The organism is Pseudomonas sp. ASL7, assembly GCF_056680375.1.
The window spans coordinates 3,925,624-3,947,724 of sequence record NZ_CM155279.1; the positions used below are offsets into that span (position 1 = coordinate 3,925,624).

A 22,101-nucleotide genomic window follows, 5' to 3' on the forward strand; every position below is an offset into this window, starting at 1 on the left:
TCTCCTAGTGAGGAATTAGGCTGAAATTAAGCCTGAATACCGGTGATTTTGATCTCGGTGTACCACTGGCGGTGGCCCATACGCTTCATGTGGTGCTTACGACGACGGAACTTGATGATGCGGACTTTATCGTGACGACCTTGGGAGATCACTTCAGCCACAACGGTAGCGCCAGCAACAACTGGAGCGCCGATGTTCACGTCATCGCCATTGGCGACCAACAGAACGCGATCAAAAGTAACGGATTCGCCGGTAGCGATTTCCAGTTTTTCGATCTTCAGGTATTCACCTGGGGCGACCTTGTATTGCTTGCCACCAGTAACAATTACTGCGTACGACATGGTATTTCTCCGATAATCCTGCTCACCCAGCTCTTTATAAGAAGAGGTATTGGCTGGCATGGCTGCATTGGGCTGGAAGGCCTGTTTGCAATTGCGTAAGGCAGGTGCTGCCCAGGAAGTTCAGGGTGCGCGATTGTACGCAAGCTACCGAGGCGATGCAAGAGGCCGTCCATCGCGCCTTGACACCCGCCGACGCGGGTCCTAGCATGCCGCGCAACCCTTCTGGAGCAACTGTCGCTGATGCAACCCCAAGCTTTCTACCGCGCGGTGGCGGACGATTTTAGCGCCGTCGACGGCATCATCAAGAAACAGCTGACTTCCCGAGTGCCGCTGGTTTCGAAAATCGGCGATTACATTACCTCGGCCGGCGGCAAACGCCTGCGCCCTTTATTAGTGTTGCTGTGTGGCAAGGCCTTGGGTCGCGAAGGCGACGACCTGCGCCTGCTGGCCGCGACCATTGAGTTCCTGCACACCGCTACCCTGCTGCACGACGACGTGGTCGACATGTCCGGCATGCGCCGTGGCCGCTCGACCGCCAACGCCATGTGGGGCAACGCGCCAAGTGTCCTCGTAGGCGACTTCCTGTATTCGCGTTCTTTCGAAATGATGGTCGAGCTGGGCTCCATGCCGGTGATGAAGATCCTTTCGCAAGCCACGCGCATCATCGCCGAAGGCGAAGTGTTGCAGCTGTCCAAGGTTCGTGATGCCAGCACCACCGAAGAAACCTATATGGAAGTCATTCGCGGCAAGACCGCGATGCTCTTCGAAGCCTCGACCCACAGTGCTGCAGCCCTCTGCGAAGCCACTGCGGAACAAGCCGAAGCCCTGCGCACCTTTGGTGACCACCTGGGCGTAGCCTTCCAACTGGTCGACGACCTGCTGGACTACAAAGGCGATGCGCAAACCCTGGGCAAGAATGTCGGTGACGATCTGGCCGAAGGCAAACCGACTCTCCCGCTAATCTACACCATGCGCGAAGGTACACCCGAGCAAGCGGCTTTGGTGCGCAAAGCGATCCAGAAAGGCGGAATCGAAGACCTGGAAAGCATCCGCGAAGCCGTGGAGGCCTCGGGCTCACTGGACTACACCGCGCAGCTTGCACGGCAATATGTGGCCCATGCGATCACCTGCCTCGACGTGCTGCCAGCCAGCGAATACCGCGATGCATTGGTAGAGTTGAGCGAATTTGCGGTAGCCCGCACGCACTAAGCTAACTTCTGTAGGAGCGAGCTTGCTCGCGAAGAGCTCAAGGACACCGGGTTTATCCTGGATGTACGCGTTATCGTTAACGTCCTTCGCGAGCAAGCTCGCTCCTACAGGGGTAAAACCCTATATAATGTGCGCTTTTTAGCGATCCTGAATTCAAGGAGCTTTAGTGAGCACGTTGCCACCCTGCCCAAAATGCAATTCCGAATACACCTATGAAGACGGCGCGCAGTTGATCTGCCCCGAGTGCGCCCACGAATGGTCCGCCAGTGGCGAAGCCGACGTGGCGTCCGATGACACCGTGAAAAAAGATTCGGTCGGCAACGTCCTGCAGGACGGCGACACCATCACCGTGATCAAGGACCTCAAGGTCAAAGGCACGTCGCTGGTGGTCAAGGTCGGCACCAAGGTCAAGAACATCCGCCTGTGCGATGGCGACCACGACATCGATTGCAAAATCGACGGCATCGGCCCGATGAAGCTCAAGTCCGAGTTCGTCAGAAAAGTCTGAATCTGCTGTATTCCATCCCGCGCCCGGCGTGGGATGGTGCTTCACCCTCCCCCGCTTCGCCCGGCATTGCCTCGTAATAGCCAAACACAAGTCGTTTTGACCCCACACAATCTTTATCCAGAAAAAACGCGAACCGCCAATAGACCCTTGCTAATTAACGAATAAGAATTATTCTCATTGAAAACCAAATCAATGGAGATGAGACATGACTTATTTGATCGATGCCTGGCTGGACCGTCCACACCCTTACCTCAGGATCCTGCATCGGGAAACCGGGGCAGTCTGTGCGGTGCTTGAAGAAGAAGCCTTGAACGAGCTGCAGGATCAGGGTGATCTGGACGTCAACGGCTTGAGTTCCAGCGAGCCGGTAGTGCTCAAGGAACTGGTGCGCAATCTGTTTCTGTTCTGCTATGCCCGGGCATTGCGCCCGACCAGTGAACTGCACCACAAGATCGACCTATGATAATCACCGTAAAACACTGTAGGAGCGAGCTTGCTCGCGATGGGCGTCAACGATAACGCGGGCATTTTGAATGAGCGCGGTGTCGTTGAGTTCTTCGCGAGCAATCGAGCGTCGACCGGCTGCTCCTACAGGTGATCAGCGGATGTTACAGAACGTCGAGCAATTCGACGTCGAATACCAGAACGCTGTGCGGCGGGATGCTGCCAACGCCTTGAGCGCCGTAAGCCAGTTCGCTCGGCACATACAGACGCCATTTGCTACCGGCGTTCATCAGTTGCAGGGCTTCGGTCCAGCCAGCGATCACGCCGCCAACCGGGAATTCTGCAGGCTGACCACGATCGTAGGAGCTGTCGAAAACAGTGCCGTCGATCAGGGTGCCGTGGTAGTGAGTGCGTACTTGATCTTCACGGGTTGGCTTGGCGCCTTCACCTTGAGTCAGCACTTCGAATTGCAGGCCCGAAGCCAGGGTGGTGATGCCGTCACGCTTGGCGTTTTCAGCCAGGAAGGCCAGGCCTTCACCCGCAGCCGCTTCGGCTTTCGCCGCCGCTTCAGCTTGCATGATTTCGCGAATCACTTTGAAGCTCGCGGACATTTCTTCCTGACCCACACGACTTGGCTTGCCGGCGAAAGCGTCAGTCAGACCTGCCAGGATCGCGTCCAGGCTAACGCCCGGTGGCGGGTTATCGCGCAGTTGGTCGCCCAGCTGACGGCCAATACCGTAGCTGACGCGGGTTTCGTCGGTGGACAGATTTACTTCGGACATGACACTGCTCCGCTGTGCGGACGGCCCAGGAACTTGCCGTGCGTGCACAGCGCGTCCCGGAGCGCCCGGAACCAAAAGGGCCAGCAGACTAGCACAGATGTCATCGCGCTGATGAGAGGCGTCAGCGCTGCCAGACAGAACGGAAGGCGATCGGCACCTTCAGGCTTTCTTCTGCATTGGCAACGAGCCCGCACATTTCGTCATGAACCGAGGTATGCACCAGGTTGAATGGCAAGGTGGGGAAGGCATGAATCACTTCACGCGCATGCTCGACCGAGCGCAGGTGAAACATCTGGCCACGGGCGTCGCTCAAAGGATACGCAGCACCATGCATGCGTGCCTCCAGCAGGTAGATCCCGCCTTCCATGGATATCAGGTTCAGCTCATCGACTTTTCCGGCGATGGCATAAGCACGCAACTCTTCGAAGTTCATATAGGCACCTCATACTGTGTCGAGCCAAGATCCTTACAGGCATAAGCCTCAGCGCATCAAAGTACAAGCCAGAAACGACACCGTCCGTCCGGTTCGAGCAAATCCCCCTGTGGGAGCGAGCCTGCTCGCGATGCCATCACCTCGGTCTGACGATAAACCGCAGTGATGGCATCGCGAGCAGGCTCGCTCCCACAAGGGTTGTGTAGATCAGTGCTTGGTCAGCTTATCCAGATAGCCCATGGCAAACGCCGAGATTACAAAAGTCATGTGAATGATCACGTACCACTTCAGATGCTCTGGATCGACGTTTTTGGCATCCATGAAAATCCGCAGCAGATGGATGGATGAAATCGCCACGATGGACGCGGCCACTTTCATCTTCAATGAAGACGAGTCCATGGTGCCGAGCCAGTTGAGTTTCTCCTTGCTTTCATCGATGTCCAGTTGAGAGACGAAGTTCTCGTACCCGGAAATCATCACCATCACCAGCAAACCACCCACCAGCGCCATGTCGATCAACGACAGGAGCACCAGAATCAGTTCTGACTCGGCCATCGAAAAGACGCCAGGAATGACGTGAAACACTTCCTGGAAGAATTTCAGCGCCAGGGCCAGCAACCCCAGGGACAAGCCAAAGTAGATCGGCGCCAACAGCCAACGGGAGGCGTACATTGTATTTTCGATAAAGCGTTCCATTGAATCTCACAGGTGGGCTGGAAATGGCCGCGAGTATAACAGCGGCCAGTTACCCCCCAGAAACCATCGGTAAATCCGCCACCTGCGCGTGTGTGACAAGGTTTTTCTGCTAGTGTCCAAAGTATTGATAGCTCAGCGACATCGGACAGGAAGACTGGGAATGGATGTGCGATTGCCTTTAATGAGCGCCGGACTTTGCCTGGTCCTGCTGATAAGCGGCTGTTCACCCAGCGACGAGAAGCGCCCGCTCAGCCTTGAGGAAAAAACCGCACAGTTCGAAAAATCCCTGGATGCGATTACGGATCCGAAACTCAAGGATGCCGTGGCCGAACTCGGTGGTTCACTGTTATTGCTCGAACGTGCGCAGCTCAAGCTCGACAGCAAACCAGTGGAAACCGAATACGGTGAAGATGTACTCGCCGTGCTGAAGCACTACCCCACCCCGCAGGCCCTGGTCGACACGTACATCAACGGTCTGTTCGTGCTTCACAAAGACTCCAGCTCTGATTACTTGACCGACCTGGAACCGGTATTCCCCTTCAACTTCAGTATTCCGGCCGCATTTCTGTTTCCCCACGGCCTGGAATGGCAGTCAGTCACCCTGAGCAACAAACGCGTGATTGCGTTCCAGCCGGAATGGTCGGAAACCGATCCAGGCATTCAGCTGAGCCCATCGAGCTCCAACCTGACCAACCCCGACGATCTGACGGTGACCTACCCCTTCATCGACGGCCTGCAGATCGACAAGAAGAGCCAACCACAACCCGTCAGCCTGCAAGGCAAAGTAGAAGTCATTGCCCCGCGCAGACTCTACAGCTTCGACCTGACGAAAAAGGACGTTGGCCAGACTCGCACCAACGACAACCTCAGCGTCACGCTGCTGAAACTTGCAAACAATTACGCCGAAGTCGAATTCAACAACAGTGCACCGCCAGCGCCAGAGGTCAGCGACACGCCGCTGAACCCGCTGGTCGTCCAGGCCAAAGACACCACCGGGCAATTCCTCTCGCGCTCAGGCTCGATCAACGAAACCGCCACCCAAATTGCCTTTTATCAAAATCAACTGGCGAAAATGCAGCAACAGAAGAGCTGGAGCGAAGCGTTCGAAAAGCAGATTGATGAAGAACAGCGCGCCTTTGAAATGCAACAGAACCATCATTACACCAAGGTGTATTTCAATGGACTGATCGACACGCTCGAGGTCAGCGTGCTGGATTTTTCAACCGCCACGGTGACCCGCAAAGACCTGAACCTGCCGATACGGCACTTCGACAGCAACACCACGGAGAAAACCATTCAACCGCTATCGCTGCCGGTAGTGGTGTACGACGATCAGGCCCCGATCTGGCTCAAGGGAGCAACACTGGGTGAGGAGCAACTGAAGAAAAGTGTCAGCATCAGCCAGTCAGTCGATGACCCGAGTGCCGCCCGTATCGAGTTCAATCACCCCAGAAGCTTCAATGATGAGCTGCTCGGCACATCCGTCAACCCTGGCGACAGCCCGGTCAGTTTCTTCACCGAGGACAGCAACGGCAAACGCAATGAGCCTATCGAATTGCCACCAGAGGCTTACCAGATCGATCCACTGCGCAGCACCATTACCTACGACCTGAACCTGTTCCCCGAAGCACCAGCCTACGCGGTAGGCTCCATGCCGCTATTCCTGGCCACGATTGAGAAAAAAACAATCGACGCCCACCAACTGCCCAAGGGCCTGGAACTCAAAGGCAATGCGCTGGTGGCTAATCAAAAGCTGTTCCCCGCCCAGGACTGGCGTTTTTTCGCCAAGGACGACAGCGACAATTACCTAAAGGAAATTCTGTCGGTCAGCCACGATGCCAGCGCCCAAGGCCCGGCCCTGTTCAGCGTGCACTACTTCTACGGGCAGCCCAGCCGACTGGAAGCCTATCAACGAACCGATCTCACCACCGTGCAATATGGTTTCGAGGTCAAACTCGACAAGGCCGATACCTCCCACCTTGCTCAATAGCCGGCTCGGCAATCCGGGCGCGGAATCAGGAGCCGCCGAGTGTGCGGCACCGGCCACCGTTGATTTCCCGCAACTGGGCTTGAAGATGCAGGCACCAGATTTGCGGATCATCGGCCAGCTCATAGCCGTGCAGCGTCAGGCTTTCAACAATAGTGTCAAGAATCGACTCCGCCACGAAAGGACCGTGAAACGGGCCTTGGGCCTTGATGGCTGAAGGTTGTTCGCCGGCCATTCCGGCAGCGAATAGCAAGGTCCACATGCCCGTATCTCCCGCCAATGGGCGGATGGCACATTCGATACGGGTCACTAGGCCCAGGCATTGACGGGTGAGGCAGAGGTTGCGCGACATGGCGGCGACCCTCGGTAGATCCGGTATTCAGCCCCCACGGGAGGACTGTCTCGATCCAGTGATTACTGTCGATATCCTTGAGCTGAGAATAGAGGAAAAGTCTGACTAGCACGTCAACTAAGACCAGAAGGCGCCGAATGGTCATTGTGTGAATGTTGACGCCAGAGTGATGGCACTTTCTACACGCGGCACCGAATACAAATGTGGGAGCGAGCCTGCTCGCGATAGCGGACTTTCAGCCAACAGAACTGTTGAATGTCAGTGCCACATCGCGAGCAGGCTCGCTCCCACAGTGGATCCATGCAACTTCTAATCAAATGTGCGTCAGGCTGACTTGGCTTCGACCAACGCTTCTTGCGCCGCTTCCTTTTCGGCTTCCTTGAGGTCTTCTTCGCTGATCATTTCGGCGATCACCCGCAGACGTTCCACCACCCGCGCGTTGACGCTGCCCTCAGGGAATTGGCCGTTCTCATCCGGCGCCCCCGCCGGCTCGCCGACCAACAGACTCAACGCCTCATCAGCCTGGCGTACCGCGTACACATGAAACTGCCCCGCGCGCACCGCTGCCAGCACCTTCTCGTCCAGCATCAGCGTGGCGACGTTTGCCTGAGGAATGATCGCCCCCTGCTCTCCGGTCAGCCCGCGGGCTTCGCAGAGCCGGAAAAAGCCTTCGATTTTCTCGTTGACCCCACCCACCGCCTGCACTTCCCCGAACTGGTTGATCGAGCCGGTAATCGCAAAGCATTGCTTGAGCGGCGTTTTCGAGAGGGCCGAGATCAACGTACAAGCCTCGCCCAGCGACGCGCTGTCGCCATCGACGTAACCGTAGGACTGCTCCAGAGCAATACTGGCGGAAATCGCCAGCGGGAATTCCTGGGCATAACGGCTGCCCAGATACCCGGTCAGGATCATCACGCCTTTGGAGTGAATCGGCTGGCCGAGGTTGACCTCACGCTCGATGTCGACGATGCCGCTGCCGCCCGGATAAACCGTGGCGGAAATCCGCGCCGGCACACCGAACGCCGAGTCACCGACTTCCAGCACCGTCAGCCCGTTGCACTTGCCGACAGCTGCGCCATCGGTGTCGATCAGGATGATCCCGGCCAGCATGTCATCAAGAATCCGCGCCGAGACGCGCCCGGTGCGGGTGGCCTTGGCCTTGAGCGCACGCTCGATGTGTCCGGCGTCGGTCATTTCGTCGCTTGCCAGGTGGCGAATGAAATCCGCCTCGCTGACCAGTTGGAACAGATCACCGATTCGCGCGGACAAACGTCCCTGATGCTCAGCCAAACGAGCGCTGTAGGTCGCCAGACGCGCCACCGCATCGGCGGTCAGCGGCGCCATGCCTTCTTCGGAGGTCCGGGTTTTGAGCAACTGGGCGAACTGCTCCAGGCTCTCGTCGACCATCGGGATGTCCTCGTCGAAATCCACCAGGACGCGGAACATCTCCTGGAAGTCCGGATCGAGGTCCTGCAGCGTGTAGTAAAGCTGCCGGGCGCCGATGATGACGACTTTGACCTGCAACGGAATGTGTTGCGGCGTCAGTGTCACGGTCGCCAGTCGGCCCAGTTCACCCAGCGGCGATTCCATTTTCAGCTTGCGCGATTGCAAGGAACGCTTGAGCGCATCCCACACGAACGGTTCGCTGAGCATTTTATCCGCTTCAAGGATCAGGAAACCGCCGTTGGCACGGTGCAAGGCACCCGGACGCAGTTGGCGATAGGTGGTGTACAGCGCGCCCTGATCGGTGCTGTATTCGATACGGCCGAACAGGTTTTCATAGGTCGGATGCGGTTCGAACACCACCGGCGCACCGCCACTGGACGAATGCCCCACCATCAGACTCGGCGCGTATTGTTCTTCCAGCATCTTGCGGGCAACGGCGTCAGCCTTGCTGTCGTCGACCAATTGCTCGACAACGGTCTTGAGCAGGTAAACCTGCATCGCTTGCAGGTAGCCGCAGACTGCCGCGTTTTCGGCGTATTTCTCCGACAGTGGCGAGAGCAAAGGCTGCAAGGCCAGCGTGATGGTTTCTTCGTTGAGGTGGCGCAGTTGATTGCTCGACTCGCGCTTCCATTGCGGCAGGCTGGCGAGCTCTTCGTTCAAGCGCTCTTCCAGCCAGGAAATATCCTCGTGGAAACGATCGCGATCCACCTCGGGCAACTGAGCGAATTCCGCTTCGTCCAGCGCCTTGCCTTCGCCCATGGGGGTGAACGCGATGTTGCTGGCGTCGCGGTAAAGCGCAACTTCCTTCTCCAGCGCCAGACGTTCGATCACGTCCAGTGCCTTGTCGTAACGCTGGTTGAAGGCGCGGTCGATCGCACTTTTCTTTTGTTGGTAGGACGGGTGCTCGAACACGGCGGGAAAGGTCGCCAGCAAATTGTCGATCAAACCGTTGATGTCACCGATGAAGGCGCCGGCCGTGCCCGATGGCAATTCCAGGGCGCGAGGTTCGCGAGGTTCATCGAAATTGTTGACGTAGACCCAGTCCGCCGGGGTCTGCAGGCGTTTGCCTTCGGCTTTCAGGTAACGTTTAACGAACGAGAACCGGCCAGTGCCAGGCTCGCCCATGACGAATACGTTGTAACCGGGGCGTGGCATGGCCACACCGAACTGCAAGGCTTCGACCGCACGCTCCTGGCCAAGCACACCGCGAAAGGGCTCCAGATCATTGGTGGTAGAGAAGCTGAACTGTTCAGCGGAAAACGGACGGGTCAGCGCTTCGGGCGCTAGACGCAAGCTGGCAGCAACAGGATCAGGCATCGGGCTTCCTTACATCAGGCGGGGCAGATAGCGGCATTCTGGCGCTGCCACCACCCGACTGGCAAGGCGCGCCTCAAGCCAAAGCTTAGACAAAACGTTATCCCCAAGCGGGCCGGGGCCAAATCAATGATTTCAATGAATGTTTTGCAAAAAATCACGCCCCCCCATGATTGTGCCTAAACTCCAGACTGCGCGGCTGGACTCATAACCGCCCAACTGGCGCCAAAATGGGCCAGCCCCCTGTCCATTGGTATGCACATAAAGAGAACAAAGCTATGAAACGGATTCTTCTCGGTACTCTCTTCACCGTCGCATCTCTAAACGCCATGGCGCAGGCGCCTGGCGGCCCGGATTGCGGCTGGGGCAACATGCTGTTCGAAGGTCAGCGTGGCACCCCGGCTCACTTCCTGGCATCCACCACCAACGGTACTTCCGGCAACGCAACCTTCGGCATGACCTCCGGCACCAACGGCTGCGCAACGAATGCGGCGCTGACCTACGGCGGCAAATCCTGGTTTGCCATGAACGGCATGATGAACGAGCTGTCCGAAGACATGGCTAAAGGTCAGGGCGAAGCGCTAACGACTTATGCTGTGGTATTGGGCGTGGCGCCGGAAGACCGTGCGCATTTCGCTGCGGTGACACACGAGCATTTCCAGCAAATCTTCAACAAGGCTGACGTGACTGCAGACGACGTGCATACCAACACTCTGGCCGTTCTGAAGAACGATCCGCGTCTGGCCAAGTACGCCACTCAAGCTTAAGCTCGACCCGCCCGTTCCTTTCGGGGAGCGGGTTTTTTGTTTTTTGGACCTGCCCCTCTTTGGGTCTTTATTTTTTTCGAATTAAGTTGCCCACTATGCTCAAACGCCTTGCCTGGCTGGCGCTCTGTGTCTGCGCCCCGCTGGCCGCCGCGCCCCACATCGACAATCAACGTTTGCAGCAACTGGCCAATGACCCCTTCTGGATTTCCCTGGGCCACTACGAAACCGCCAAGCTCGGTGGCTGGCGCAGCTACGTCAGTGACAGGAAATTCTTCCTGGCCCCCGACGGTAACGAACACCCGGACCGTGAACTGGCCGCGACCGTGCAGGCGCTGTACGCCCCGGCCAGTGCCGGCGAAAAACACGCCCAATGCGTTTACCCCGCTCGCACACGCTGGCTGAAAGCGCAGCTCAACCTGACCGGTTTACCGACACTGGACTGCGCCGGGTTCAAACAATGGTTCAAGGACGTCTCACCCCACAGCGCGGTGATGATTTTCCCGGCGGCCTACCTGAACAGTCCGTCATCGATGTTTGGCCACACCTTGCTACGCATCGACCAGGCCGATGTGCAGAGCGATCACACCGCCCTGCTCAGTTACGCCATCAACTTCGGTGCGTACATCGAAGGTTCAGACAACAGCATTCTCTATGCCTGGAAAGGCTTGATGGGTGGCTATCCGGGGCTGTTTGCGCTGGTGCCTTACCAGGAAAAACTCTCGGAGTACCGTAGCCTCGAGAACCGGGACCTGTGGGAATACCGGCTAAACCTGACTCAGGCCGAAACCGAACGCATGGTCGAACACGTCTGGGAGCTGAAACAGATCCAGTTCGACTATTTCTTCTTCGACGAAAACTGCTCTTATCGCCTGCTGGAACTGCTGCAAGTGGCCCGTCCGAGCCTGCATCTGACCGAGCAATTTCCACTGACTGCCATTCCTACCGACACGGTCAAAGCCGTGAAGGAAGCCGGACTGGTCGAATCCATTCAGTATCGTCCGTCGCGTGAGCGTGAACTGCTGAGTCGCGCCCAGTCATTGAATCCGGAAGAACAGCAATGGGTACTGAACATCAGCGCCGACCAGAAGCAACTGCAGTCTCCGGCCTTCAAGGCGCAACCGCGCGACCGTCAGGCGCTGATCATCGATGCGGCTTACCGACTTGAACGCTACCGCGCCAATGGCCAGGAACGCGATCCGCAGCGGGCGCAGCGCAGTTTCGAACTGCTGCGAGCTATCAGCCAGAACCCGCCACCGGAGCTGGACATCCCGCAACCCGGCCTGCCCGAAGACGGCCACGAATCCCGCACTTGGCAGGCGGGTATCGGCACCCGGGGCGACAAGGCGTTTGGCGAATATGGCCTGCGCATGGCCTATCACGACCTCAATGACAACGCCGAGAGCTTCCCCCTTGGCGCACAGATCGAAATCCTGCAAATGAAGCTGCGCCAGTACGAAGGCAATCACTGGCAATTCCAGCAACTTGATCTGGCGACCATCCGCTCCCTGACCCCGCGCAATGAGCTGCTACAACCGCTTTCGTGGCAAGTCACCGGCGGGTTGGAGCGCGTGCCGGGCAAGCATGACGACGAAACACTCGTCAGCCACGTCAACGGTGGCGGCGGCGGAACATGGCAACTGGGTGAGGACGTACTTGGCTTTGCCTTGGGCACCGTGCGTGTGGAGCACAATAACGACTTCGCGGGCTTCATCGCCCCGGCGGCCGGTTTCAACAGTGGTGTGCTATGGAGAAACCCTCTGGGCAATTTCAGCCTGGAGACCAAAGGAGATTTCTTCACCAACGGCGAAGTGCGCCGCAGCATGAGCCTGAATCAACAGTGGGAATTGTCGCGCAACCTCGGAGTGCGCCTGAGTGCCCAGCGCGAGTTCAGCCACCTCGCAACACCCGAAAACGAAGTGATGCTGGAGGTGAAGTGGTATCACTACTAGTAGCTCACAAGCACCGCCATCCCTTGTGGGAGCGAGCCCGCTCGCGATGAGGGACTGATATTCAACAAAGGTGTTGGCTGACAGTCCGCCTTCGCGAGCAGGCTCGCTCCCACACGTCGCTGACAGACATCCATCGAAACTTAAAGCCTGCGACCATGGCCCAAACCCTATAACGGGAGAAAACCATGAGTCGCGCTTTCGTCAACGAAGATAACGCCGCCGCGCAAGCCGATCAGCCAGTCGAACGGCAGGTCAGCGCGCAGCCCAACTACGTCACACCCGCAGGCCTTGCCCAGTTGCAGGCGAAAGTCGCCGAAGTGCAACACCTGCTCAATGAACAGAGCGCAAAAGGTGAATTGGCCGACAAGCAGCGCCAGGCCGACCTTGACCGTGACTGGCGGTATTTCAATCAGCGTCTGCAAAGCGCTCAAGTCGTTACGACGGTCTCTTCCACCGATAAAGTGCAGATAGGCAGCTGGGTGACCTTTGCCGATGAACAGGGCACTGAACAGCGCGTGCAGTTAGTGGGCGAGGATCAGGCGGATGCTGCCAGCGGGTTGATCAACTGGAGCTCGCCGTTGGGACGGGCGATGTTGGGCGCGCAGGTGGGTGATGAGGTGGTGTGGAAGCGGCCGGTGGGGGATTTGGTGATTGAAGTTTTGCATATAGAGATCGGGGGATCTTAAGGACGCCATCGCGAGCAGGCTCGCTCCCACAAGGGTTATGTGATTGACACAAATCCAGTGTAGGAGCGAGCCTGCTCGCGAAGGCCGCGCAGCGGTCTATCTAAAACCCATAAAAAAACGGAGCCCTGAAGGCTCCGTTTTTTATCCAGTCAACCTGAAATCAGGCCAGTTTCTTGTGCCGTACACGATGCGGCTGGGCAGCGGCTTCGCCGAGGCGTTTGCGACGATCGGCTTCGTACTCGGTGTAGTTGCCCTCGAAGAACACGGCTTGCGAGTCGTCTTCGTACGCCAGGATGTGCGTCGCGACGCGGTCAAGGAACCACCGATCGTGAGAGATCACAATGGCGGCGCCCGGGAAGTCCAGCAGGGCTTCTTCCAGGGAACGCAGGGTTTCAACGTCGAGGTCGTTGGACGGTTCGTCGAGCAGCAGGACGTTGCCGCCCTCTTTCAGGGTCAGGGCCAGGTGCAAGCGACCGCGCTCACCACCGGACAGGTCCTTGACGAACTTCTGCTGATCGCCACCCTTGAAGTTGAAGCGGCCGACGTAGGTACGCGACGGGATCTCGTAGTTGCCGATGCGGATCTGGTCGGAACCGTCGGAGATTTGCTGGAACACAGTCTTGCTGCCGTCCAGGTCTTCGCGGCTCTGATCGACGCAGGCCAACTGCACGGTTTCGCCGACTTCGATGCTGCCCGAATCCGGCGTTTCCTTGCCCATCAGCATGCGGAACAGGGTCGATTTACCGGCACCGTTACCGCCGATCACGCCAACGATGGCGCCTTTAGGCATGGAGAACGACAGGTTGTCGATCAATACGCGATCGCCGTAGCCCTTGGAGACGTTCTTGAACTCGATGACCTTGTCGCCCAGGCGCGGACCGGCCGGGATGTAGATCTCGTTGGTTTCGCTGCGCTTCTGGAATTCCTGCGATTGCATTTCTTCGAAGCGTTGCAGACGCGCCTTGGATTTGGACTGACGAGCCTTGGCGCCTTTGCGCACCCACTCCAGTTCTTCCTTCATGGCTTTTTCGTGAGCCGACTGCTGCTTGGATTCGGCAGCCAGACGATCGGACTTGGCTTCGAGCCAACCCGAATAGTTGCCCTCGTACGGGATACCGGCGCCACGGTCGAGTTCGAGGATCCAGCCAGCGACGTTGTCCAGGAAGTACCGGTCGTGCGTGATCGCTACCACGGTGCCCGGGAAGTCGTGCAGGAAGTGCTCCAGCCAGGCCACGGAATCGGCGTCCAGGTGGTTGGTCGGTTCGTCGAGCAGCAGCATGTCGGGGGCGGACAGCAGCAGGCGGCACAGGGCCACACGACGCTTTTCACCACCGGACAGGACTGCGACCTTGGCATCCCAGGCTGGCAGACGCAGCGCATCGGCGGCGACTTCCAGTTGGCGGTCCAGGTTGTGACCGTCGCTGGCTTGCAGGATGGCTTCGAGCTTGGCCTGTTCTGCCGCCAGCTTGTCGAAGTCGGCATCTTCATCAGCGTAAGCCGCGTAGACCTCATCCAGGCGCGCCTGGGCGTTCTTGATCACGCTGACCGCTTCCTCGACCACTTCACGCACGGTCTTGGTCGGGTCCAGGATCGGCTCTTGTGGCAGGTAGCCAATGTTCAGGTCCGGCATCGGACGGGCTTCGCCGTCGAACTCGGTGTCGACGCCGGCCATGATTTTCAGCAGCGTGGATTTACCCGAACCGTTGAGGCCGAGCACGCCGATCTTGGCGCCAGGGAAAAAGGACAGCGAAATGTTTTTCAGGATTTCCCGCTTCGGCGGAACAACTTTGCCCAGCCGATGCATGGTGAAGACGTATTGAGCCATGGAGAACCTTGGGTCAGTGACAGATGAATGATTGGAGCGCAGGCGAAGCCCGGCCAGACCGTGCACGTCGTCCGATTGACCGTAATCAATGCGTGCGCGCAAAAAAAGCCTGATTCTAGGAGCTGGAACGCTCCCGCGTAACCGGCAAAGCTACCTTATTGACAGAAGGCAGTCCAGCCGGGCGGGACTGGCACTTTGCCACAACTCAAGGCATGCTAGCCGCCCTTCGGGCGTCCGGCTTATAGTGCACGTCGCGCCAGTCCAGCCCATCCGCAGGATTTCAGTTTGTCTAATGCCACTCCGCCCCTGACCACCAGTGCACCCACTGTCGCAACCGGCTCCCCCCTGCGCGGTACGTTGAAGGGCGCGCTGGCCATGCTTGTGCTGTTGTTGCTCGCACTGCTGTTCTGGCAGCTGCTGGATCAACTGCGCGCCACCCAGAAAAGCCAGCGTCAGTACACCATCGACTACACCGCCGATCTGGCCGCGCAAGTCAGCCTGAACATGACACTCAAAGCGCAAATTGCTCTCAACCTGCTGCCGATCGTCGAGCAACCGCAAAGCGCCGACGAACTGCAGGCGCTGCTGAGCACGTTGCAACAATCGATACCGGAACTGCGCAGCCTCGCCTTGCTCAGCCCATCCGGGAAAATCCTCAGCGACAGCGCCGCCAACAGCGAGGACGCCGACTACCTGAGCGAACTCGTCCGGCGCAGCCACGCTCAGGCCCATTACTTCAGTAATGCCGATGACGGCTCGGTGGTGCACCTGCTGCTGCATCAAGCCAGCGGCAGCACCCGCGGTTACTGGACCTTGCGCCTGACACCGACATTTTTCACCTCCCTGACCCAACAAAATGAAGCTGGCATTCGCCCGCTGTGGCTGGTGGAAAACCGCATCAATCACCAGATCATCAGTCGCGACCAAGGACTGCCCTCGATCAATCCGGGAATGTTGACCCCGGACGATGTGGCCAACAGCGTGCTGACTGTTCCCTTGAGCAACAGTGACTGGCAATTGCGCGGGCTGTTCGACCGACAACTTGTCCTCGAACAACTGCTGCCGGCATTCATCGGCAAATGCCTGCTGGGCCTGGCGTTCTCCCTGTTACCGTTCATCGCTCTGCTGAACATACGCCGCCGGCAACGGCAATTGCACGAAGGGCGTCGGCGCTATCAGGATATTTTCGAAGGCACCGGCGTCGCCCTGTGTGTACTCGACGTCTCCGGGCTTAAAAGCGCCTTCGACAAGGCCCAGGTGCAAAACAACGAGCAATTGCAAGCCTGTCTGCAGAAGCCGGGGCAACGTCAGCCATTACTGCGGGAGCTGCGCGTCACGGAGGTCAACCAGGTTGCGCAGCAACTGCTCAACGTCAATTCCCACGATCAAGCCTGGAAGCTGCTGGTCGGTGGTGGCCCGCTGGACAGCACCGATATCGGCAATCAAATGCTCGAGGCGGTACTCAACCAGCAGAATCAGCTTGAGCTGGAGATCAAACTCCAGGACGCCAATGGCCACGACCAGCACTTGTGGCTGGTGCTGCGCCTGCCGGAAGACCAGGACGACTACAACGCGGTGATCCTGAGCATCACCGACATCACCAGCCGCAAGCTCATCGAGCTATCGTTGCTGGAGCGAGAAGGATTCTGGTCCGATGTGGTGCGCACCGTGCCGGATCACCTCTACGTGCAAGACGTGATCAGCCAGCGGATGATCTTCAGCAACCACCACTTGGGCCAGAGGCTCGGTTACAACCGTACCGAGTTGCACCAGATGGGCGAGTATTTCTGGGAAATCCTCCTGAACCCCGAAGATGCCGATTTCTACCACCGCTCGCGCCAGGAACAGCGACACGCCGGCTACCGGCAGTTGCTCCAGTGCCAGCTGCGTTTCCGGCACCGGGATGGTAAGTGGCGGCATTTCGAGATTCGCGAACAGGCCTTGGCGCGCGACAAGCATGATCAAGTCACGCGGATCATTGGGGTGGCCAAGGACATCACCGAACAAATCGAAGCCAGTGAATCCCTGCGCGACAGCGAGCAGCGCTACCGGATGCTCGCCGAAAGCATCAGCGACGTGATTTTTTCCACCGACAACAAGATGGTGCTCAATTACGTCAGCCCGTCGGTAAAAGCCGTGCTCGGCTACGACGCCGGCTGGATTTTCCAGAACGGCTGGCAATCGACCATTGCCAACCCACAACAGCTGACCGGCATTTACAACCTGATGGACCGGGTCCACAAATCGCTGGATAAGCCCGACCAGCTGGCGCAGTTGCGCAGCCAGGTGCAAACCCAACTGTTTTTATTCGATTGCCTGCGGGCCGATGGACGCAAGATTCCCATTGAACTGCGGCTGGTATTGGTCTGGGACGAGCAAGGTGCATTTGAAGGTGTGCTGGGCGTCGGGCGTGACATTAGCCAGCAACGCAGGGCCGAGAAAGACTTGCGCATGGCGGCGACTGTATTCGAGCACTCGACCTCGGCCATCCTGATTACCGATCCGGCCGGCTATATTGTCCAGGCCAACGAAGCCTTCAGTCGCGTCAGCGGTTATGCGGTAGAACAAGTCCTCGACCAGTTGCCGAGCATGCTGACCGTCGATGACCAACAGGAAGCGCATCTGCACTACGTGCTCAAGCAACTGCATCAGCACAGCACCTGGGAAGGTGAAGTCTGGCTCAAGCGGCGCAATGGCGAGCACTACCCGGCCTGGGTCGGGATTACCGCGGTACTGGACGACGAAGGCGACCTGGCCAGCTACGTAGCTTTCTTCAGCGACATCAGCGAACGCAAGGCCAGTGAGCAGCGAATCCACCGTCTCGCCTACTACGACGCCCTGACTCACCTGCCCAACCGCACACTGTTTCAGGATCGCCTGCACACCGCGCTGCAATCGGCCGAACGGCAGAAGTCCTGGGTCGTGCTGATGTTCCTCGACCTGGACCGCTTCAAGCCGATCAACGACTCCCTGGGCCACGCCGCTGGCGATCGCATGCTCAAGGAAATGGCCACGCGCCTGCTTGGTTGCGTCGCCGATGACGATACCGTGGCACGCATGGGCGGCGATGAGTTCACCCTGCTGCTGCAACCGCGCATCAACCGTGAAATCGCCTTGAACCGGGCGATTCATGTCGCCGAACAGATTCTCGCCAGCCTGGTGAAACCGTTCGTCCTCGAAGGGCGCGAGTTCTTTGTCACGGCCAGTATCGGGATCGCCCTGAGCCCACAGGATGGCAACGAACTCAGCCAGCTGATGAAAAACGCCGACACCGCGATGTATCACGCGAAGGAGCGCGGCAAGAACAATTTCCAGTTCTATCAGGCGGACATGAACGCCAGCGCCCTGGAGCGTCTGGAGCTGGAAAGCGATTTGCGTCACGCCCTGGAACAAGACGAATTCGTTCTGTATTACCAACCGCAGTTCAGCGGTGATGGCAAACGTTTGACCGGCGCCGAAGCCCTGCTGCGCTGGCGCCATCCACGTCGCGGACTGGTGCCGCCGGGGGACTTCATTCCGGTGCTCGAAGAGCTCGGCCTGGTGGTCGATGTCGGCGACTGGGTGATCAGCGAGGCCTGCCGTCAGCTCAAGACCTGGCATCAGAACAAGGTCCGTGTGCCAAAGGTGTCGGTCAACATTTCGGCCCGGCAGTTCTCCGACGGCCAGTTGGGGACCCGGATCGCCACCATCCTCAAGGAAACCGGCCTGCCGCCGGCGTGTCTGGAGCTGGAACTGACAGAAAGTATCCTGATGCGCGAAGTCAGCGAAGCGATGCAGATTCTCGCCGGGCTGAAAAACCTCGGCCTGAGCATCGCGGTTGATGACTTTGGCACCGGCTACTCATCGCTCAACTACCTCAAGCAGTTCCCGATCGACGTGCTGAAAATCGACCGCACCTTTGTCGATGGCCTGCCGTCGGGTGAACAGGATGCGCAGATTGCCCGCGCGATTATCGCCATGGCCCACAGCCTCAATCTGGCGGTGATCGCCGAGGGTGTGGAAACCCAGGAACAGCTCGACTTCCTGCGTGAGCATGGTTGCGATGAGGTCCAGGGCTATCTGTTTGGGCGGCCGATGCCGGCGAGCCGGTTTGAAGCGCAGTTCAGTAATGATGCGCTGTTCATGTTTGACTGAAGTTTTGCGGTGCTGCGGATGGCCCCTTCGCGAGCAAGCTCGCTCCCACAGGGTTTTCTGGTGTACACAAGATTAGTGACCACTGAAAATCCACTGTGGGAGCGAGCTTGCTCGCGATGAGGCCCGCATGATCACCACTGATCCCGTCATGAAGCCCACTTGTCTGCGACATGATGTCCTTTCATATGCCATCTAAAACCCATTGGGTTAGAATGCCCCCCTTTTCTGCCCCGATCCTTGAGGACCGCCATGTTCAGCCGTGATTTGACTATTGCCAAGTACGACGCCGACCTTTTTGCCGCCATGGAGCAAGAAGCTCAGCGCCAGGAAGAACACATCGAGCTGATCGCTTCGGAAAACTACACCAGCCCAGCGGTGATGGAAGCTCAAGGCTCGGTACTGACCAACAAGTACGCCGAAGGCTATCCGGGCAAGCGCTACTACGGTGGTTGCGAGTTCGTCGACGTGGTCGAGCAGCTTGCAATTGATCGAGCAAAAGAACTGTTCGGCGCTGATTACGCCAACGTTCAGCCGCACGCCGGCTCCCAAGCCAACAGCGCCGTTTACCTGGCCCTGCTGCAAGCAGGTGACACCATTCTGGGCATGAGCCTGGCCCACGGCGGTCACCTGACCCACGGTGCCAGTGTTTCGTCCTCGGGCAAACTGTACAACGCCATCCAATACGGCATCGACGCCAATGGCCTGATCGACTACGACGAAGTTGAGCGTCTGGCGGTCGAGCACAAGCCGAAAATGATCGTGGCCGGTTTCTCTGCCTACTCGCAGATCCTGGACTTCCCGCGTTTCCGCGCAATCGCTGACAAGGTCGGCGCCTACCTGTTCGTCGACATGGCTCACGTGGCCGGTCTGGTCGCCGCTGGCGTCTACCCGAACCCGGTGCCTTTCGCTGACGTCGTGACCACCACCACGCACAAGACCCTGCGCGGTCCACGTGGCGGCCTGATCCTGGCTCGCGCCAACGCCGACATCGAGAAGAAACTCAACTCCGCCGTATTCCCGGGCGCCCAGGGTGGCCCACTGGAGCACGTGATCGCCGCTAAAGCGATCTGCTTCAAGGAAGCGCTGCAGCCTGAGTTCAAGACCTACCAGCAACAAGTGGTGAAAAACGCCAAGGCCATGGCCGGCGTGTTCATCGAGCGCGGTTTCGACGTGGTATCGGGCGGTACTGAAAACCACCTGTTCCTGCTGTCGCTGATCAAGCAGGAAATCTCCGGTAAAGACGCTGACGCCGCTCTGGGCAAGGCGTTCATCACCGTGAACAAGAACTCCGTGCCAAACGATCCTCGCTCCCCGTTCGTCACCTCCGGCCTGCGCTTCGGCACTCCGGCTGTGACCACTCGCGGCTTCAAGGAAGCAGAGTGCAAAGAGCTGGCCGGCTGGATCTGCGACATCCTGGCTGATCTGAACAACGAAGCGGTGATCGACGCCGTTCGTGAGAAGGTCAAGGCCATCTGCAAGAAGCTGCCGGTATACGGCGCTTAATCAGCCCGCCAAACCGCAGTCAAAAAAACCGGCCAGAGATGGCCGGTTTTTTTTCGTCCGCGACTCGCCCCGCCCTGTAGGAGCGAGCTCGCTCGCGAAGAGCGAGAGGGCACTGCGATTAAGCAGGCAGCCCCCGTTATCGTTTTACGTCCATCGCGAGCGAGCTCGCTCCTACAGAGACCCGCGCCACTGGTCAGACCGGTCATGCCAATTTTCGTATTTCCACTTGTCATCATAAAAAAATCCAGCGTAGACTGCGCCTGCACTGGACATACCGGTAAGACCACAATAATTAAGTCCTGAATCTGCGGCGCTCCGCGCACAGTTGCCAGGACACCGACCAGGATTCCTCTCATGCTCAGATGGTGCTCGCGTTCAATCTTCCTTCAAGTGGTTCTCGGATTGGTGCTCGGCATCGTCTGCGGGCTGACCCTTCCCGAATACTCCGCCCAGCTCAAACCCCTCGGCGACGGCTTCATCAAGCTAATCAAGATGCTCATTGGCCTGATCGTGTTCTGCGTGGTGGTCAGCGGCATCAGCGGTGCCGGTGACCTGAAGAAGGTCGGACGCATCGGCTTGAAATCGGTGATTTACTTCGAAGTGCTGACCACCATCGCCCTGGTGATCGGGCTGGTGTTCGCGTTCAGCACCGGCATCGGCAGTGGTGCAAATATTCACCTGGATCAGCTATCCACCGCCGACATCGGGGATATTGCCCAGCGCGGTCAACACATGCACACCACCACTCAGTTCCTGATGGACCTGATCCCGACCTCAGTGATCGGCGCCTTTGCCGACAACAACATCTTGCAGGTCCTGCTGTTTTCCGTGTTGTTCGGCAGCGCGCTGACCTGGTGGGCGAAGCGGCTTCCGGCATTTCCCGACTGATCAATGAACTGAGCCACGTGATCTTCCGCATCATGGGCATGATCGTGCGCCTGGCGCCAATTGGCGTGTTCGGCGCCATCGCCTTCACCACCAGCAAATATGGCCTGGATTCGTTGCAGCACCTGGGTAGCCTGGTCGGCCTGTTTTACCTGACCTGCGCGGCGTTCGTGTCGCTGGTTCTCGGCCTGGTAATGCGCCTGTCCGGCTTGCGCATGTGGCCGCTGCTCAAGTACCTGCGCGAAGAACTGCTGATCGTCATGGGCACCGCTTCTTCCGACGCCGTGCTGCCGCAGATCATGCGCAAACTTGAGCATCTGGGCATTGGCAGTTCAACGGTCGGCCTGGTGATTCCGACGGGTTACTCGTTCAATCTGGACGGATTCTCGATCTACCTGACCCTGGCTATTGTGTTCATCGCCAACGCCACCGGCACGCCGCTGGCCATGACCGATCTGCTGACAATCCTGCTGGTTTCCCTGATCACCTCCAAAGGCGCCCACGGCATTCCCGGCTCGGCGCTGGTGATTCTGGCGGCAACACTGACGGCGATCCCGGCGATTCCGGTGGTCGGCCTGGTGTTGGTGCTGGCGGTGGACTGGTTCATGGGCATCGGCCGCGCGCTGACCAATCTGATTGGCAACTGCGTGGCGACCGTGGCCATTGCACGCTGGGAAAAAGACATCGACATCCAGCGCGCGAATAAGGTGCTTTCCGGGCAGCAGGGTTATACCTTCCAGTCGAAAAAACCGGTCGCACCGGCGCATCAGGAATTTTGAATCGTAGGAGCTGCCGAAGGTTGCGATCTTTTGATCCTGCCCTCGCGGCTCCCCAATAACT

At 58.4% G+C, this 22,101-nt stretch carries 16 protein-coding genes and 1 pseudogene; 10 read left to right on the forward strand and 7 right to left on the reverse strand.

The window, feature by feature from the left end:
- Positions 1 to 26 precede the first annotated feature (26 nt).
- On the reverse strand, positions 27 to 341 hold the full coding sequence (rplU, locus tag AC1MDT_RS18160) for a 50S ribosomal protein L21 (protein ID WP_003176051.1): 315 nt from the start codon (positions 339 to 341) through the stop codon (positions 27 to 29).
- Positions 342 to 581: 240 nt separating this feature from the next.
- On the opposite strand from rplU, the gene AC1MDT_RS18165 reads away from it, so the two are divergent.
- From AC1MDT_RS18165 to AC1MDT_RS18175, 3 genes are all read left to right on the forward strand, one after another.
- Positions 582 to 1,550 (forward strand): polyprenyl synthetase family protein, encoded by a 969-nt coding sequence (locus AC1MDT_RS18165; protein ID WP_414907633.1) that lies wholly within the window; start codon positions 582 to 584, stop codon positions 1,548 to 1,550.
- Positions 1,551 to 1,716: 166 nt separating this feature from the next.
- Positions 1,717 to 2,058, forward strand: coding sequence for a zinc ribbon domain-containing protein YjdM (locus AC1MDT_RS18170; RefSeq protein WP_046028563.1), 342 nt, complete (start codon positions 1,717 to 1,719; stop codon positions 2,056 to 2,058).
- A gap of 205 nt (positions 2,059 to 2,263) precedes the next feature.
- A complete protein-coding gene (locus AC1MDT_RS18175) occupies positions 2,264 to 2,521 on the forward strand; it encodes a PA4570 family protein (RefSeq protein ID WP_480418366.1) in 258 nt (85 codons plus the stop codon).
- 145 nt (positions 2,522 to 2,666) lie between these two features.
- On the opposite strand, the gene bamJ is transcribed toward AC1MDT_RS18175, so the two are convergent.
- The 3 genes from bamJ to AC1MDT_RS18190 form a co-directional block, all read right to left on the reverse strand.
- Entirely contained in the window at positions 2,667 to 3,284 is a 618-nt protein-coding gene (gene bamJ / locus AC1MDT_RS18180; protein ID WP_109634978.1) for a BamJ family beta-barrel-assembly machinery protein, read from the reverse strand.
- Between the two features lie 121 nt (positions 3,285 to 3,405).
- Positions 3,406 to 3,717: a DUF6482 family protein gene (locus AC1MDT_RS18185; protein ID WP_480418367.1), complete on the reverse strand. Its 312-nt coding sequence runs from the start codon at positions 3,715 to 3,717 to the stop codon at positions 3,406 to 3,408.
- A 207-nt stretch (positions 3,718 to 3,924) separates the two neighbouring features.
- The gene (locus tag AC1MDT_RS18190; RefSeq protein WP_414907637.1) at positions 3,925 to 4,413 is read right to left on the reverse strand and encodes a TIGR00645 family protein; all 489 of its coding nucleotides are present in this window, start codon (positions 4,411 to 4,413) and stop codon (positions 3,925 to 3,927) included.
- A 160-nt stretch (positions 4,414 to 4,573) separates the two neighbouring features.
- On the opposite strand from AC1MDT_RS18190, the gene AC1MDT_RS18195 reads away from it, so the two are divergent.
- The gene (locus AC1MDT_RS18195) at positions 4,574 to 6,403 is read left to right on the forward strand and encodes a hypothetical protein (RefSeq protein WP_480418368.1); all 1,830 of its coding nucleotides are present in this window, start codon (positions 4,574 to 4,576) and stop codon (positions 6,401 to 6,403) included.
- 25 nt (positions 6,404 to 6,428) lie between these two features.
- On the opposite strand, the gene AC1MDT_RS18200 is transcribed toward AC1MDT_RS18195, so the two are convergent.
- The gene (locus AC1MDT_RS18200) at positions 6,429 to 6,752 is read right to left on the reverse strand and encodes a PA4575 family protein (RefSeq protein WP_414907639.1); all 324 of its coding nucleotides are present in this window, start codon (positions 6,750 to 6,752) and stop codon (positions 6,429 to 6,431) included.
- Positions 6,753 to 7,076: 324 nt separating this feature from the next.
- On the reverse strand, positions 7,077 to 9,515 hold the full coding sequence (locus AC1MDT_RS18205) for a Lon protease family protein (RefSeq protein ID WP_480418369.1): 2,439 nt from the start codon (positions 9,513 to 9,515) through the stop codon (positions 7,077 to 7,079).
- A gap of 275 nt (positions 9,516 to 9,790) precedes the next feature.
- Between AC1MDT_RS18205 and AC1MDT_RS18210 the strand changes: the two genes are divergently transcribed.
- From AC1MDT_RS18210 to AC1MDT_RS18220, 3 genes are all read left to right on the forward strand, one after another.
- The gene (locus tag AC1MDT_RS18210) at positions 9,791 to 10,279 is read left to right on the forward strand and encodes a DUF3015 domain-containing protein (protein WP_480418370.1); all 489 of its coding nucleotides are present in this window, start codon (positions 9,791 to 9,793) and stop codon (positions 10,277 to 10,279) included.
- A gap of 95 nt (positions 10,280 to 10,374) precedes the next feature.
- The gene (locus AC1MDT_RS18215; RefSeq protein WP_480418371.1) at positions 10,375 to 12,228 is read left to right on the forward strand and encodes an Lnb N-terminal periplasmic domain-containing protein; all 1,854 of its coding nucleotides are present in this window, start codon (positions 10,375 to 10,377) and stop codon (positions 12,226 to 12,228) included.
- A gap of 185 nt (positions 12,229 to 12,413) precedes the next feature.
- On the forward strand, positions 12,414 to 12,914 hold the full coding sequence (locus tag AC1MDT_RS18220; protein ID WP_480418372.1) for a GreA/GreB family elongation factor: 501 nt from the start codon (positions 12,414 to 12,416) through the stop codon (positions 12,912 to 12,914).
- A gap of 160 nt (positions 12,915 to 13,074) precedes the next feature.
- Here the strand turns inward: AC1MDT_RS18220 and ettA are convergent, their stop codons facing one another.
- Positions 13,075 to 14,739 carry an energy-dependent translational throttle protein EttA gene (gene ettA, locus AC1MDT_RS18225; protein ID WP_414909685.1) on the reverse strand — a complete coding sequence of 555 codons (1,665 nt, stop codon included), beginning with the start codon at positions 14,737 to 14,739 and terminating at the stop codon, positions 13,075 to 13,077.
- A gap of 285 nt (positions 14,740 to 15,024) precedes the next feature.
- On the opposite strand from ettA, the gene AC1MDT_RS18230 reads away from it, so the two are divergent.
- The 3 genes and pseudogenes from AC1MDT_RS18230 (at position 15,025) to AC1MDT_RS18240 (ending at position 22,040) form a co-directional block, all read left to right on the forward strand.
- Positions 15,025 to 18,873: a sensor domain-containing protein gene (locus AC1MDT_RS18230; RefSeq protein WP_480418373.1), complete on the forward strand. Its 3,849-nt coding sequence runs from the start codon at positions 15,025 to 15,027 to the stop codon at positions 18,871 to 18,873.
- Between the two features lie 249 nt (positions 18,874 to 19,122).
- Complete coding sequence (glyA, locus tag AC1MDT_RS18235) at positions 19,123 to 20,376, forward strand: serine hydroxymethyltransferase (protein ID WP_201116261.1); 1,254 nt, start codon at positions 19,123 to 19,125, stop codon at positions 20,374 to 20,376.
- Between the two features lie 354 nt (positions 20,377 to 20,730).
- Positions 20,731 to 22,040: pseudogene (locus AC1MDT_RS18240) on the forward strand (C4-dicarboxylate transporter DctA).
- The last annotated feature ends 61 nt before the right edge of the window (positions 22,041 to 22,101 follow it).